This window comes from Roseobacter sp. HKCC-CH-9208, from assembly GCF_037805125.1.
Lineage (GTDB): Bacteria > Pseudomonadota > Alphaproteobacteria > Rhodobacterales > Rhodobacteraceae > M30B80.
Window position 1 is genome coordinate 2,283,733 of sequence record NZ_JBBLYK010000001.1, and the last position, 14,359, is coordinate 2,298,091.

Genomic DNA, 14,359 nt, shown 5'->3' on the forward strand with positions numbered 1-14,359 from the left:
GGGTTTTTGGGGCTTAATGCAAGGCTTGCGCGCGAAGGGCGCGGGTTCATGCAATCGCCCATCTGGTCAAGCCGCAGTTTGCGCCCTAGTGTTGCCGTTAAATGACGCTTTCAACCAATGTGAGGATCTTCATGACCCGTCCATCCGCGACACAGTTTTGCGAAATTGATCTAGATGCGCTTAAGGGGCTTTCGGGAAAGATTGCCTGTTTGGCCACGCCAGAGGGTGGTTTGGATGCAGCGGGGCGGCGTTTGAACCGCCTGAGCAAAGGCGCAGTGGATAGGGCGCTTGGCAGCCCTGCATGGGAGGGATTAAGCGCGGGCGATGTCATGGTCTTGGCCTATCCTGCGGGCATGGCGGCAGAGGCCGTGTTGCTCCTCAAAACGGAGCGCCGCGTCACCGCGCAAGCGGCACGCCGCGCGGGCGCTAAATTGCGGGTCGCGGCGGGCAAATCAGAGTTGCATATATGTGCGGGTAATTTCGCACGTAGCGCGGATTTGGCGCTTGGGGTGGTCTTGCGGGGCTATGAATTTGGCGATCACAAATCCAAAACCCCCGAAAGCTATGGCAGCGTCACGCTCTATTGCAGCAAACCTGATGAGATTGCCACAAAGGCCGCGCCGCTTTTGGCGGTGGTGGAAGGGGTGTTTTTCACCCGTGATCTGGTCAACGCCCCTGCCAATGTTCTGACGACCACCAGTTTTGCCGAACAACTCAGTGATTTGGCCGCGCTCGGCGTCAATGTCGAGGTTCTTGATGAACCCGCGCTCGAAAAATTGGGAATGCGCGCCCTTTTGGGGGTCGGGCAAGGCTCGGAAAGCCCGTCCAAGGTTGTGGTGATGGAATGGATGGGCGCAGGTGATGCGCAGCCTTTTGCCCTCGTGGGCAAGGGGGTTGTGTTTGATACAGGCGGCATCAGCCTAAAACCCGCCGCAGGCATGGAAGATATGACCATGGATATGGGCGGCGCAGGTGTAGTTGCGGGGGTGATGAAAGGTCTGGCCTTACGCAAGGCGCGCGCCAACGTGGTTGGTCTGGTTGGCTTGGTTGAAAATATGCCCGATGGTCGCGCGCAGCGTCCAGGTGATGTTGTGGTCTCGATGAAAGGGGACACAATCGAGGTCATCAATACCGATGCCGAAGGGCGCCTCGTTCTTGCGGATGTGCTGTGGTATGCGCAAGAACGCTTTGCCCCACGGGCGATGATAAATTTGGCCACGCTGACGGGCGCAATTATCATTGGTCTGGGCCATGACAATGCAGGCGTTTTTGCAAATGATGATGCGCTTTGCGCAGCCTTCCTAAAGGCCGCGAAGGCCGAAGATGAAGGCGCATGGCCGATGCCACTGGATGACAGCTATGATGACCTGATCAAAAGCCGCATTGCCGATATTAAAAACACAGGCGGGCGGCCTGCGGGCTCGATCACAGCGGCCAAATTCTTGCAGCGTTTTGTCAAGAAAGACATGCCTTGGATTCACCTTGATATTGCAGGCGTTGCTTCGATTGCTAAGGACAGCAAATACGCCCCTGCGGGGGCAACAGGTTGGGGCGTTTTGGCACTGGATCGGTTGATCCAAGAGATGTTTGACGAAGGCTGATGTCCGAACTGTGGTTCTACCATCTGACCCGCTCGCGGCTTGAGCAGGTTCTGCCCATGCTGATTGAGCGCGCTTTGGCGCAAGGGTGGCGCGTGGCCTTGCGCGCGCCCGATGCGCAAAGCGTGGCGCGGATGGATGACCTTTTATGGGCCGCGCATCCGCCCGAGCGTTTTCTGCCCCACGGGGTTGAGGGCGGGGCGGATGCCGAGCTTCAACCCATTTTAATTGGCACAGGCGATCTGCGCGCCAATCGCCCCGATTATCTGGTGGCGATTGGCGGGGCCACGATCACACCTGAGGACTGCGCAGGCCTGACCCGCGCTGTTTTGGTTTTTGACGGCCAAGATGAGGCAGCCGTCACCCATGCGCGCAACCATTGGCGCAGTTTTGCCGAGGCGGGCCTGCGTCTTCAATATTGGTCGCAGGCCTCAGGGGCGTGGAAAATGGAACGTGAACATCCACAACCTTCGACAAAATATTGATTTTTCTATTAAAAACCGAATTTCTTTGACGAATTATTAGGACTCCATCCTTTAGAACCCTCGTCACCTTGGGCCATGATTGTGCGCCCATCAGTCGTTGAGGAGAGGGTCTGGCCTATGGTTGCCTATGAATTTGATCAACATCTGCCCGAATTCAATTTGGTCGGGGGCGACCTAAACCTTTTGGCCAATGTGGGCACGCTTATTGTGCCCGAGATTGATGCCGTTCTGTCGGAATTTTACGCCCATGCCTTGAACGATGCTGATTTGGCCAAATATTTCAAAATAGAGGCTTCGGTTGATCATGCGCTCATAGCGCAAAAGGCGCATTGGATCAACCTGTTTTCTGGGCGTTTTGATGCGGATTATTTTGCCTCGGTGCAGCGCGTGGGGGCGATCCATGCCAAGATTGATCTGCCCCTTTTTGTCTATGTTTCCGCCTATTCCAAAGCAACGGGACGGTTGCTTTAGGCGCTGACGCGCAAGGCACCAGGCCCTGCGATTAGGGGAGTGGCGAGTGGAAAGACGCTTGGGTCGTCTTTATGGGGTTGATCCGCCTGTCCCTGTCGGCGGGCGCTGCGCCGCTCAAACAGCATATCAAGCGCGGTCAAAGACAATAAAATCCCGCCCGCGATGCGAAAGGCAGGCATGGAAATACCAAGGAAGTTCAAAACGGCCTCACCCGCCACGCCAAAAAGCGTCAACAAGGTAAAGGCGATCAGGGTCGCCGGCAGTGCAATCTTCCACCTTTCCGCCACGCCCATACCGCGGGTCAGCGCGACAAAGAGCGGCGCCAAACCGATGGGATCAATAATGACAAAAAGCGCCACAAAAACGGGGATGAGGGTTGCAAATTCCATACCCTATCCCTGACCTTTGAGGGGGCAAAGGTCAAATGAAATCGGGGGGAGGGGGCTATTCTTGCAACGCTGCGTCAAGCCGCGCCTGTGCTGCGACCCAAAGCGCTTCGGCGCGCGCCAAACCCTCTTCGATTTCGGTGAACTTCGCCTGCCATTGCGCCAATTCAGATGCTTTGGCGGCCTCATAGAGCGCAGGGTCGGCCAGTTTTGCCGAGAGTTTCTCATGCATCTCCATAATCTTTTCGACCCGCGCTTCAGCACGGCGCAATTCGGCGCGGATCTCTTTGATCTCGTCATGGCTTGGGCGGGGTGCGGTTGGGGCGGGCTTGTCTTTGCTGGGTTTTTCTGGCCGCGCCCCCAAGAGGGTGGCGCGATAACTGTCCAAATCGCCCTCATAGGGGGCAACCTGCCCATTTGCGACCAGCCACAACCGATCGGCCACTAGCCCCAAAAGGTGCATATCATGGCTGACCAAGATCACCGCCCCCGAATAGGCCGAAAGTGCCTCGACCAAGGCCTCGCGGCTTTCGATATCCAGATGGTTGGTCGGCTCATCCAAGATCAGCATATGCGGCGCGTCCAAAGTCGCGAGCAATAAGGACAATCGCGCCTTTTGCCCGCCCGATAATTGGCCAACTTTGGTTTCGGCCTGCGCCGCCGCCAGACCAAACCCCGCAAGTCGTGCGCGGTGGCGTGTCGGCGCCTCCTCGGGGCGCGCGCGGCGCAGGTGATCAAGCGGGGTTTCGTCCAAATGCAATTCGTCAACCTGATGCTGCGCGAAATACCCGACCCGTAACTTGGAGGAGGCCGTGACGCTGCCTGCCATTGCCGCCAATTTTCCCGCAATCAATTTGGACAGGGTCGATTTGCCCTCGCCGTTGCGGCCAAGCAGAGCGATGCGGTCATCTTGATCAATGCGCAAATCCAGCTTTGACAGAACCGCGCGCCCCTCATAGCCAACACTTGCCCCGTCCAGTCGTAAAATAGGCGGCGAGAGCGTTTCAGGTTCGGGGAAGGTGAAGACGGTGCGGGCCGCGTCTTCGAGCGCGCGGATGGGTTCTATCCGTTCGAGCATCTTAAGCCGCGCCTGTGCTTGCTTTGCCTTCGAGGCTTTGGCGCGGAAGCGATCCACGAAACTTTGCAAATGCGCGCGCCGCGCCTCTTGTTTTTTGGCTTCTGCAAATTGTAGCGCCCGCTGCGCCGTGCGGGTTTTGATGAAATCATCATAGCCGCCCGCATAAAGGGTCAATTTTTGATTGCTTAAATGCAAGATATGCCCCACCGCGCGATTGAGCAGTCCGCGATCATGGCTGATGACAAGGACAGTGTGGGGATATTTGGCCAGATAGGCCTCAAGCCAGAGCGCTCCCTCAAGATCGAGATAGTTGGTGGGTTCGTCCAAGAGTAGGAAATCAGGTTGCGAGAACAGAACGGCGGCCAAGGCCACGCGCATTCGCCACCCGCCCGAAAAATCGGAACAGGGGCGGGCGGTTTCCGCATCGGTAAAGCCCAAACCCCGCAGGATCGTGGCGGCGCGCGCCTCGGCTGACCAAGCATCAATATCGGCAAGCCGTGTTTGCACCTCGGCCATGCGTTCGCCCGCAGCGGTTTCCGCCTCGGCCATGAGGGCGGCGCGCTCTGTATCGGCGGCCAAGACAGTGTCGAGCAGCGACACCGCGCTGCCAGGCACTTCTTGGCTGACGCCCCCAATGCGCGCGCGGGCGGGGATCTCAATCACCCCATCATCAAGCGATAATTCCCCCTTGATCAGGCGAAACAGCGTGGTCTTGCCCGCGCCATTGCGCCCGACAATGCCCACCTTATGCCCCGTGGGGATGGTCGCGCTGGCCCCGTCAAACAGGGGACGACCCGCCATAGAAAAAGAGAGATCAGATATGCGCAACATGCGCGGCTCATGCACGGCTTGGCGCGTGCTGTCAATCGTGGCTTCCCTATTCTGATCCCTCATGTTATGGCCGCGCCAAATTCACCTTCCCATGGAGAGACCAATGGCCATGCAACGCACATTTTCCATCATTAAACCCGATGCAACCAAGCGTAACTTGACGGGTGCAATCAACGCAAAGATCGAAGCAGCGGGCCTGCGCATCATCGCGCAAAAGCGCATTCACCTGACCCCTGCGCAGGCAGGGGTGTTCTACGCCGTGCATAAAGAGCGCCCTTTCTACGGCGAGCTGTGCGAATTCATGGCGTCTGAGCCTGTTGTTGTGCAGGTTCTGGAAGGCGAAAACGCGATTGCGAAATATCGCGACGTCATGGGCGCCACCGATCCTGCCGAAGCGGCAGAGGGCACAATCCGCAAAGATTTCGCGCTGTCGAAAGGTGAAAACTCGGTTCACGGGTCAGACGCCCCTGAAACGGCTGCGGAAGAGATCGCCTATTTCTTTGCAGGCCTAGAATTGGTCGGCTAAGCCGATCACCATAGTCCTTGAATGAGGGCCGCACAGTTAATGAACTGTGCGGCTTTTATTTTGCGCGCAAGCCAAGAATATCCATTTGGCGTTCAAATTCGTTGCGGTCTGGATCGTGGTGGTCATTGTAAATCTGATCAAAACTTGCGCGCAGTTTGACTTTTTCAGCCCCTTTGCAATCGTTCCAAGCGCGACCTTGAAGTGCCATATGCAGAACGTAATACATGATGAAACGGGGCGATACCCCTGAGCGTAACGGCGCGATATAGGCCTGATCTGCCCCCAGTTCGCGCAAATCTGAGGCGCTTTTGATCCCAGACTTGCGCAGGCTTTGTGCCATGGCAGGGCCGATATTGCGCAAGGATTGCAGATCATTGGGATCGGGTTTTGGCATTGTAATATCCTCAGGGGCGGCCATGTGGCGTGGTCTATCTTATTCGTTTCGTGCCGAGAAACGTGGCAAAACGCGCGAATATCCGCCGATTTTGGCGCAAAAACTTCCATTTTTACAAAATGACATGAAAATTTAATATGATTTTTTTATGCGATCCGTGCCTTGCCCATCGTGGCGCTCGATGGACCTAGCCCCGCTCAGTCTCGCCGTCCACGTCCGTTGCGCGGTGCCGTTTGTATTCGGTGTCGGCCAGATCATCGACGACCTGCGCAGGGCCTCGGTATTGGCCGTGGCGGAATCGGACTGCAGATAGACCTTGGCGACATAGAACCTGTCCAGCCGGTCCTCGAGGACCTTGTCGAGCGCACCCGTATTCCCAGATGCGAGGCGGTTGGGTTGGCGGTCATCCAGCACCCGTGCGATCTCCGCCCGGAAGGCCTGCCGATCGACGTCGGTCTCGAAGGGAGCGGACAACTCCCCGGCCCGTTCATGCTCAAGCGCCGCGTTCGGGGCCGCCGCTTGGTCGAACGCCACATTCGCAATCAAAAAGAATTGGTCATGCGCGCATAACCTAGGCCACGCCTTTAGAGCGCGGCCCTGCAACGTCTCTGCCAATTGAAATTTCAGAGAAAATTGGCTCCGGCGGTAGGGATCGAACCTACGACCAATTGATTAACAGTCAACTGCTCTACCGCTGAGCTACGCCGGAACACGTTGGGCCGTATAGCAAGACGATTTTTGCGCGTCCAGTGCTTTGGGGCGAAAAAATCATTCTTTGGATCAAATTCTCGAAAAACCTGCCGTGACGCCGAGGGAGCTATCTGGTTTTGCTTGGTTTTCTTCAATCAATCCAATGAGATGTGCCAAAATATTGCGCTCAGCCATCGGGTGCAGCACGGGCTGAAGATCGGGGTAGATTTCGGCGCGTAGGCTGCTGAGGCTGCGCGGGGTTGCTGTGAGGGCAGAAAGAATCTGGCCATGTCGCATCGCGCGATGGGCGCGCAACTCGGCACAGCGCGCGCGGGGGGTCGCAATCGCGGCCCCATGGGCGGGCAAAAGCCGTTTTGGCCCGCGCGCCTCGATTGCGGCGAGCGAGGTCAAATAGGCCCCCAAATGACCATCAGGCGGGGAGATCAAGGTGCTTGACCAATCCATTACGATATCGCCGCAAAATTCGACATCTTGCCATGCGACATTCATATGATTGCCCATATGGCCGGGGCTGTGATGGGCGGTGATGCGCCAGTCTTCTGTCTCGATCACGGCTCCATCGGGCAGGGCGATATCGGGGATGAAGCCGTGATCCACCCCCTCGCCACCGCCTAGATCAGGCAGCGTGCTGCGCCCCATATCCCATGGTCCTGCCGCCAAAATGGGCGCCTGTGTTGCCGCGGCCAAAGGGCGGGCGAGGGCGCTGTGATCCAAATGCGCATGGGTGACAAAAATATGGGTGATCCGTCCGCCCTGCGGCACGGCCGCGAGGATCGCGGCCAGATGCTGATCTGATGCGGGCCCGGGGTCAATCACAGCGATAGAGCTTTCCCCCAGCATATAGGTCAATGTGCCCTCTGCCGTCATGAGCGAAGGGTTTGGGGCGCAGATGCTGCGCAAAAGTGAGCCATGCTCGGTCATCATCGGGCGTGTTTTTCCTTTGGCGCTTTGCGCGGGCCGCGGCTATAGATGGCCTATGTTGACGCGATTGATCAAGAAAATGCTGCCACGCGGCCTTTATGGGCGGGCTGCGCTGATCATGCTTGTGCCGATTTTGACGATCCAACTTGTTGTCTCTGCGGCGTTTTTGCAGCGCCATTTTGACGGGGTGACGCGTCAGATGATGGAGGGGTTGGCGGTTGAGCTGCGCTTTATCTTCCAAGAGATTGAGCGCGGCGGGATTTGGGCAGGGCGCAGTGTGGCCGCCCCGCTTGAGATCAGCCTTTTTGAAGGTGGGGCCAAACCATTTGAGGGCGAGGGACTGGAAGCGCGCGCCTTTTATGACCTCTCGGGGCGCAGTGTGATTGAGGTTTTGCGCCGTGCGGTGCCTGAGGTGACATGGATTGATCTGATCACCGATGAGCGCAAAGTGATGATCGGACTTAGTCTTGCCGATGGCACGCGCGTGGATGCCGAGATTGCACGGCGGCGTGTATCGGCCTCCAACCCGCATCAATTGTTGGTCTTGATGGTGTTTACGGGCATTTTGATGACCACTGTGGCGTTTCTCTTTCTGCGCAACCAATTGCGCCCTATTCGCCGCTTGGCGCGAGCGGCTGAGGATTTCGGCAAAGGCCGCATCGTGGATTACAGCCCCGCAGGGGCATTGGAGGTGCGCAGTGCGGGCCGCGCCTTCCTCGATATGCGCAATCGTATTGAAAACCAGATCGAACAGCGCACCATGATGTTGTCTGGTGTCAGCCATGATTTGCGCACCCCGCTGACGCGGATGAAATTGGGCCTGAGTGTCGTGGAGGAAAGCGAAGATGTGACGGCCCTGCGCCGTGATGTCGAGGAGATGGAAACCCTGCTCGAGGCGTTTCTTGATTTCGCCCGTGGCGATGCGTTGGATGATTTGGCGGAATTGGATATTGATAAATTCCTGCGCGAGATTGTCTCGGATGCCACGCGGTCAGGGGCGCAGATCAACTTTGCCCATTCTTCGAACAGTGGGATGCTTCAGGATTATACGGCCACATTCCGACCTGCGGCGCTGCGCCGTGCGCTTGGCAATTTGATTTCAAACGCGCAGCGATATGGCAGCGAGGCGCGTGTGACCTTGTCGCTTACGCCGCGCCAATGGCGCATTTCTGTGGAAGATGACGGGCCAGGAATCCCCGCAGATCAGCGCGAGGAGGCGATGCGCCCCTTCGTGCGGTTGGATGTGGCGCGAAACCAAAATCGCGGCTCGGGCGTTGGATTGGGTTTGGCGATTGCGCAAGATATCGCACGGCGGCATGGCGGGCGGCTGACTTTAGGGCAAAGCGCCGATCTGGGCGGATTAAAGGCAGATATCATTCTGCCGCGATAGCCGTAATGGGGGAGGATGGTAGGCCCGGCAGGACTTGAACCCGCAACCAAAGCGTTATGAGCGCTCTGCTCTAACCAATTGAGCTACAGGCCCCCGTAGGGCTTGGGTTACTGCGCCAATGCGAGGGGGTCAAGTATTGGATCACTCGCTTATGGACGAAGGCGGCGAAGATCGGTATCAGGGCGGAAAATCACGCCCCCTGATGAAAGGCCCGACCGATGCCCGCAGATGCGCAAGCGCCCAAAAACAGTCTCACCTATGCCCAAGCGGGTGTTGATATTGATGCGGGCAATGCGCTTGTTGATCGGATTAAACCTGCCGCTGCCGCAACCGCGCGGGTGGGGACGATGTCGGGACTGGGCGGTTTTGGGGCTTTGTTTGATCTCAAAGCCGCAGGATATCATGACCCGATATTGGTTGCCGCCACCGATGGGGTTGGCACCAAGCTGCGCATCGCGATTGATACGGGCGCGGTGGACACCATCGGCATTGATCTGGTGGCGATGTGCGTGAATGATCTGGTCTGCCAAGGGGCGGAGCCTTTGTTCTTCCTTGACTATTTTGCCACGGGCAAATTGGCGGTGGATCAGGCTACGCGGATCATCGAAGGGATTGCCGAGGGCTGTGCGCAATCGGGCTGTGCTTTGGTTGGGGGGGAAACCGCCGAAATGCCTGGTATGTATGACGCAGGCGATTTCGACCTTGCGGGCTTTGCCGTTGGCGCGATGGAGCGTGGCGCAAGCCTGCCTGCCAATGTCACCGCGGGCGATGTGATCCTTGGCTTGGCCTCCGATGGAGTGCATTCAAACGGCTATTCTTTGGTGCGCCGCATTGTTGATGTGTCGGGTTTGGCATGGTCAGACCCCGCGCCCTTCGCCCCCGAGACAAGCCTTGGCGCCGCGCTTTTGGCCCCAACACGGCTTTATGTGAAACCTATTCTTGAGGCGATCCGCGCAGGCGGGGTGCATGGGTTGGCCCACATCACGGGCGGTGGTTTGACCGAGAACCTGCCTCGTGTCCTGCCAGAGGGGCTTGGCGCGCGGATTGATTTGGGCGCTTGGGGCCTGCCACCCGTGTTCCAGTGGTTGGCCGAAACAGGCGGGATTGAGACGCGCGAGATGCTCAAGACCTTTAACGCTGGGATTGGGATGTGCGTGGTTGTCGATGCGGCTGAGGCCGATACGATTGCGCGGCTTTTGGTGGCTGCGGGTGAAACCGTGACACGGCTTGGCGTGGTTGAGGCGGGCGCGGGCGTGACCTATGACGGCGCGCTTTCGTGAAACGGGTCGCCATCCTGATTTCAGGGGGCGGTTCCAATATGGTGGAACTGCTCAAGTCAATGACGGGGGATCACCCCGCGCGGGCCTGTGTGGTTTTGTCGAATATCCCTGATGCGGGCGGTCTGGCTAAGGCAGAGGCCGCAGGCGTGCCAACGGCCGTGGTCGATCACAAACCCTTTGGCGCAGATCGCGCGGCCTTTGAGGCGGAAATGGCCAAGGAGCTTGGCCAATATCAGCCTGATATCATCGCGCTTGCAGGTTTTATGCGGGTTTTGACCGCTGAATTTGTGGCCCGCTATCAGGGGCGGATGCTGAATATTCATCCTTCGCTATTGCCCAAATATCGTGGCCTGCATACCCATGCCCGCGCGATTGAGGCGGGGGATGACATTGCAGGCTGCACAGTGCATGAGGTGACTGCAGATTTGGATGATGGCCCGATCTTGGGGCAGGCACGCGTCCCTGTGATGGCGGGGGATACGCCCGAAACATTGGCCGCACGGGTTTTGGTGCAGGAGCATCGCCTTTACCCTGCCGTGTTGCGCCGCTTTGCTGCGGGGGATCGCAGCCCGCTGATCTTTGAGGATGCTGCGCCGTGATCGAGAGGGGGGCTTTCCTTTTCCTGCGCCTTTTCGTAAACCCGTGTATCGCGGAAAAATTGAAGAAGTAACGCCCTTGCCGAAGACGCTGACAACCACATCCGAATTGGCCGAATTTTGCGAGGCCGCCGCACAGCACCCTTATGTGACCGTTGACACCGAATTCCTGCGCGAGCGCACCTATTACGCGCAGCTGTGTCTTATTCAATTGGCGATGCCGGGCACGGATGACAGTGGTGCGGTTTTGGTTGACCCACTGGCCGAAGGCATGTCGCTTGAGCCGCTCTATGAGCTGTTCCGCAATCGTGATGTGGTCAAGGTGTTTCATGCCGCGCGGCAGGATCTCGAGATCTTTCATGTCGAGGGCGGGCTCGTGCCTGCGCCACTCTTTGATACGCAAGTGGCCGCAATGGTCTGCGGATTTGGCGATCAAGTGGGATATGAAACTTTGGTGCGCAAAATTGCCAAGGCCGCGCTTGATAAATCCTCACGCTTTACCGATTGGTCGCGGCGTCCTCTATCGGATGCGCAAAAAACCTATGCTTTGGCCGATGTTACGCATCTTCGCCAGATTTATGAATATCTGTCCGCGCAACTGGCCCGATCTGGGCGCAGCGCATGGATGGAGGAAGAATTGGCGCAGCTGACCAATGCGGACAGCTATATCGTAAATCCAGATCACGCGTGGATGCGGATCAAAATGCGCTCAAGCTCGGGTAGGCTTTTGGCGGTTGTGCGCGAATTGGCCACCTTCCGCGAGGCCTATGCCCAGGAACGTAACATCCCGCGCTCGCGCGTCTTCAAAGATGATGCCTTGATGGAATTGGCCTCGACCAAGCCGCGCTCTTTGGCAGATTTGTCGAAATCGCGCCTATTGCTGCGCGAGGCGCGGCGGGGCGATATTGCCGATGGTATTATTGCAGCGGTCAATCGCGGCATAGAGACGCCGCCCGAAAAATTCCCCAAATTGCCAAATGGGCCAGATCGCAGTGACCTCAACCCTGCCTTGGCGGATTTGCTGCGTGTCTTGCTCAAGGCCAAAGCCGATGAGGCGGGCGTTGCACAAAAGCTGATCGCGTCCAGCGCGGATTTGGACAATATCGCTTCTGGCCATTTGGATGGCGTGTGGCGCAAAGGTTGGCGCGGTAAGGTCTTTGGCGAAGATGCATTGCGCCTTGTTCAAGGCGATGTGGGCCTTGGGGTCAAAGGCAGCAAAGTGGTTTTGTTCGAACTTTAACGCGATACCGTGCGGCGGTTATTGGCCCCTTGCACGCTGATCCGCGTGACACCGCGCAGTTCATTCGCGCTGCGGAACGTGCCGACCAGAATTTCGCGTGTGCGCGGCGCACCTTCTGCCGTGTCATCCCGCGGGGGAACCACGCGGAATTCGAACAGCATGAGCCCATCCTCATTGGAAATCTCGACCAGTTCGGCCTCCCAATAGCCTTGACGCTCTGCGCGTCCTACGGCGCGGATGATGGCGCCGCCGTCAACCTGATCCGCCTCAAGCGAGATGATATCTGCGACAAGCGGGCGTGGATCGACAAATTCCTCGACCAGCACAACCTCGATCCGCTGCTCTTGGCGGTCATTTCCGAACCAGTTGAAGGGGTTCAGCCGCGTGGAACAGCCCGCAAGCCCCAAGATCATCGCAGCAAAAATGGCAGTGCGCAGCATATTGGCCCCTCTTGGCAAAGCATCACCCTTTGAGTGCTACCCTATCAAGGCGGTTTTGAAAAGCGCCTCTGGACGAATGGGGGGCTGCGCTTTAGGTCAGGGGGAGGTGACAAAAGGATGAGGGCAGAATGGCCAGCGAACGCTTTGAGGAAATCGCAGACACATTCGAATTTCTGGATGATTGGGAAGACCGCTATCGCCATGTGATCGAATTGGGCAAAGCGATGGAGCCCTTGCCCGAAGCGATGCGCGTTCCCGCCACCAAGGTGGATGGTTGCGCCTCGCAGGTCTGGATCATGCCGCGGATCGAAGGGCAGGGGCCAGAGGCGCGGTTTGACTTTCAAGGCGAAAGTGACGCGATGATTGTGCGCGGCTTGATTGCGGTCTTGCACGCGCTTTATGCGGGCCTGAGCATTGCCGAAGTTCTGGCGGTTGATCCACGGGCAGAATTGGCGCGGTTGGGGTTGAATGACCACCTCTCTGCGCAGCGCTCAAACGGGTTGCGGGCCATGGTCGAACGCATTCACCTATTGGCGGCAGAAGCGCGGGGTTAATCCCCCCATTTTTTCAGGGCCGTTTCAAGATCACCATAGCCCGTAAAGCGGCGTTCAAAGGCAAGGCCCAGAAAATCGGCACAGGCCTTGGCTTTTTCGGTTAAGACGGCGTCATCTGTCTGCGCTTGATAAACCAGTTTTTCGTAATTGCCGAAATACATATCCCGCAATTCGGGGTGTTTATCGAGGCCAAGAGGGCGGGTGACAAAAGCGTCAAACTGACGGGTAAGGAAATCCGTCAGGTAAAAGGCTGTGACCTCGCCCAATTCTTCAAAGCGAACATTGCCCTCGAAAAAGCTATAGCAATGCGGGCCTTCGAGCATTTCAACACCAAGCGCGGCGCAGCGCGCGGCCAAAGCCCCGCCTGTGCCGCAATCGGCATAAAGCACGTAGATACTGTCGTAATTCCCACGCGCCCGCGTGACCGCCGCTTCAACCGCGTCAGGGATCAATTCGGGGCGATTGTGCAAAATGGCAGGCAGGCATTGCAGGTCAAGATGGTCAAACCCATTGGCTGCTTTGATCGCCAAAACCTCATGCGCCAAGGCCCCGCAGGCCAAAAGCAAAACCTGCCCCCTGCCAGATGCTGAAACGCCGCTATCGCGTAACGTATCGTCATCTGGCAGATGGGGGCTGGGTTTTGTCATACTCGCTTAATGCGCGGCCATTTGGTTGTGTTTGCGCAGAACGAACTCCTTGGCGGTTTCCACGGCCACGGCCGCGTCACGGCAATAGGCGTCTGCGCCAATCGCGCGGCCAAATTCTTCGTTCAAGGGCGCGCCACCGACCAACACGATGTAATCATCGCGGATGCCTTGCTCTTTCATCGTGTCGATCACGACCTTCATATACGGCATGGTCGTTGTCAAAAGTGCGGACATCCCCAGAATGTCGGGGGTCTCTTTTTCCAAGGCTTCAAGATAGGCTTCGACCGCGTTGTTGATGCCAAGATCAACCACTTCAAAACCTGCGCCTTCCATCATCATGGTGACAAGGTTTTTGCCGATATCATGGATATCGCCCTTTACCGTGCCAATCACCATTTTGCCGATACGGGGTGCGCCTGTTTCCGCCAAAAGCGGCTTAAGGATGGCCATGCCACCTTTCATCGCGTTTGCGGCCATCAAAACTTCAGGCACGAACAAGATGCCATCACGGAAATCGTGACCCACAATGGTCATGCCACCCACCAAGGCCTTGGTCAGGATGTCGTAGGGGGCCCATCCACGCTCTAGCAGAATGTTAACCGCCTCTTCGATTTCTTCTTTCAGACCATCGTAGAGGTCATCGAACATTTGTTGGACAAGTTCGTCATCGTCCAGTTCTGAGAGGATGATTTCATCATTTTCGTCAGACATCTCAAGCGTCTCCTGAAGCGGCACTCAGCCGATAGCGTTTGAACGATTACCTAAGCTCTTCGCGCCACCAGACGCGCAAATTTACGACATCACGACCGCC

At 57.4% G+C, this 14,359-nt stretch carries 16 protein-coding genes, 2 tRNA genes and 1 pseudogene; 9 read left to right on the top strand and 10 right to left on the bottom strand.

Features of this window, described 5'->3' with window-relative positions; translation table 11 throughout:
- The first annotated feature begins 131 nt into the window (after positions 1-131).
- From AAC621_RS11545 to AAC621_RS11555, 3 genes are all read left to right on the top strand, one after another.
- A complete protein-coding gene (locus tag AAC621_RS11545; RefSeq protein ID WP_340255899.1) occupies positions 132-1,601 on the top strand; it encodes a leucyl aminopeptidase in 1,470 nt (489 codons plus the stop codon).
- Positions 1,601-2,083, top strand: a complete 483-nt coding sequence (locus tag AAC621_RS11550) for a DNA polymerase III subunit chi (RefSeq protein WP_340255902.1) — start codon at positions 1,601-1,603, stop codon at positions 2,081-2,083. The genes AAC621_RS11545 and AAC621_RS11550 overlap by 1 nt, the downstream gene beginning before the upstream one ends.
- Positions 2,084-2,200: 117 nt before the next feature.
- Positions 2,201-2,554: a protoglobin domain-containing protein gene (locus tag AAC621_RS11555; protein WP_340255905.1), complete on the top strand. Its 354-nt coding sequence runs from the start codon at positions 2,201-2,203 to the stop codon at positions 2,552-2,554.
- Between the two features lie 11 nt (positions 2,555-2,565).
- On the opposite strand, the pseudogene AAC621_RS11560 reads toward AAC621_RS11555, so the two are convergent.
- Positions 2,566-2,943: pseudogene (locus AAC621_RS11560) on the bottom strand (MarC family protein); the annotation flags it as partial.
- A 55-nt stretch (positions 2,944-2,998) separates the two neighbouring features.
- Positions 2,999-4,849, bottom strand: a complete 1,851-nt coding sequence (locus AAC621_RS11565) for an ABC-F family ATP-binding cassette domain-containing protein (protein WP_340256505.1) — start codon at positions 4,847-4,849, stop codon at positions 2,999-3,001.
- 103 nt (positions 4,850-4,952) lie between these two features.
- Here AAC621_RS11565 and ndk point away from each other — a divergent pair, with 103 nt between their 5' ends.
- Entirely contained in the window at positions 4,953-5,375 is a 423-nt protein-coding gene (ndk, locus tag AAC621_RS11570) for a nucleoside-diphosphate kinase (RefSeq protein ID WP_340255908.1), read from the top strand.
- A 55-nt stretch (positions 5,376-5,430) separates the two neighbouring features.
- Here the strand turns inward: ndk and AAC621_RS11575 are convergent, their stop codons facing one another.
- The 4 genes from AAC621_RS11575 to AAC621_RS11590 all read right to left on the bottom strand — a co-directional run bounded on the left by AAC621_RS11575 (position 5,431) and on the right by AAC621_RS11590 (position 7,404).
- Positions 5,431-5,769 (bottom strand): TfoX/Sxy family protein, encoded by a 339-nt coding sequence (locus AAC621_RS11575; RefSeq protein WP_340255911.1) that lies wholly within the window; start codon positions 5,767-5,769, stop codon positions 5,431-5,433.
- A gap of 132 nt (positions 5,770-5,901) precedes the next feature.
- The gene (locus AAC621_RS11580) at positions 5,902-6,315 is read right to left on the bottom strand and encodes a hypothetical protein (protein ID WP_340255914.1); all 414 of its coding nucleotides are present in this window, start codon (positions 6,313-6,315) and stop codon (positions 5,902-5,904) included.
- A gap of 88 nt (positions 6,316-6,403) precedes the next feature.
- Positions 6,404-6,478: transfer RNA gene (locus AAC621_RS11585), tRNA-Asn, on the bottom strand.
- A gap of 71 nt (positions 6,479-6,549) precedes the next feature.
- Complete coding sequence (locus tag AAC621_RS11590) at positions 6,550-7,404, bottom strand: MBL fold metallo-hydrolase (RefSeq protein WP_340255917.1); 855 nt, start codon at positions 7,402-7,404, stop codon at positions 6,550-6,552.
- 52 nt (positions 7,405-7,456) lie between these two features.
- Here AAC621_RS11590 and AAC621_RS11595 point away from each other — a divergent pair, with 52 nt between their 5' ends.
- A complete protein-coding gene (locus tag AAC621_RS11595; protein WP_445322523.1) occupies positions 7,457-8,791 on the top strand; it encodes an ATP-binding protein in 1,335 nt (444 codons plus the stop codon).
- A 16-nt stretch (positions 8,792-8,807) separates the two neighbouring features.
- On the opposite strand, the gene AAC621_RS11600 is transcribed toward AAC621_RS11595, so the two are convergent.
- Positions 8,808-8,884, bottom strand: a tRNA-Ile gene (locus AAC621_RS11600).
- A 125-nt stretch (positions 8,885-9,009) separates the two neighbouring features.
- Between AAC621_RS11600 and purM the strand changes: the two genes are divergently transcribed.
- The 3 genes from purM to rnd all read left to right on the top strand — a co-directional run bounded on the left by purM (position 9,010) and on the right by rnd (position 11,907).
- Entirely contained in the window at positions 9,010-10,071 is a 1,062-nt protein-coding gene (purM, locus tag AAC621_RS11605; protein ID WP_340255920.1) for a phosphoribosylformylglycinamidine cyclo-ligase, read from the top strand.
- On the top strand, positions 10,068-10,670 hold the full coding sequence (gene purN / locus AAC621_RS11610) for a phosphoribosylglycinamide formyltransferase (RefSeq protein ID WP_340255924.1): 603 nt from the start codon (positions 10,068-10,070) through the stop codon (positions 10,668-10,670). The genes purM and purN overlap by 4 nt, the downstream gene beginning before the upstream one ends.
- Before the next feature lie 76 nt (positions 10,671-10,746).
- Positions 10,747-11,907, top strand: coding sequence for a ribonuclease D (rnd, locus tag AAC621_RS11615; RefSeq protein ID WP_340255926.1), 1,161 nt, complete (start codon positions 10,747-10,749; stop codon positions 11,905-11,907).
- Here rnd and AAC621_RS11620 read toward each other — a convergent pair.
- On the bottom strand, positions 11,904-12,347 hold the full coding sequence (locus AAC621_RS11620; protein WP_340255929.1) for a hypothetical protein: 444 nt from the start codon (positions 12,345-12,347) through the stop codon (positions 11,904-11,906). The genes rnd and AAC621_RS11620 overlap by 4 nt on opposite strands.
- A 128-nt stretch (positions 12,348-12,475) precedes the next feature.
- Here AAC621_RS11620 and AAC621_RS11625 point away from each other — a divergent pair, with 128 nt between their 5' ends.
- Positions 12,476-12,901: a SufE family protein gene (locus AAC621_RS11625; protein ID WP_340242476.1), complete on the top strand. Its 426-nt coding sequence runs from the start codon at positions 12,476-12,478 to the stop codon at positions 12,899-12,901.
- Here AAC621_RS11625 and AAC621_RS11630 read toward each other — a convergent pair.
- Together AAC621_RS11630 and AAC621_RS11635 are read right to left on the bottom strand one after the other, a co-directional pair.
- Positions 12,898-13,548 carry a DUF1638 domain-containing protein gene (locus AAC621_RS11630; protein WP_340255932.1) on the bottom strand — a complete coding sequence of 217 codons (651 nt, stop codon included), beginning with the start codon at positions 13,546-13,548 and terminating at the stop codon, positions 12,898-12,900. The two genes, AAC621_RS11625 and AAC621_RS11630, sit on opposite strands and share 4 nt — an antisense overlap.
- A 6-nt stretch (positions 13,549-13,554) precedes the next feature.
- A complete protein-coding gene (locus AAC621_RS11635) occupies positions 13,555-14,259 on the bottom strand; it encodes a corrinoid protein (RefSeq protein ID WP_317655041.1) in 705 nt (234 codons plus the stop codon).
- Positions 14,260-14,359: the final 100 nt, after the last annotated feature.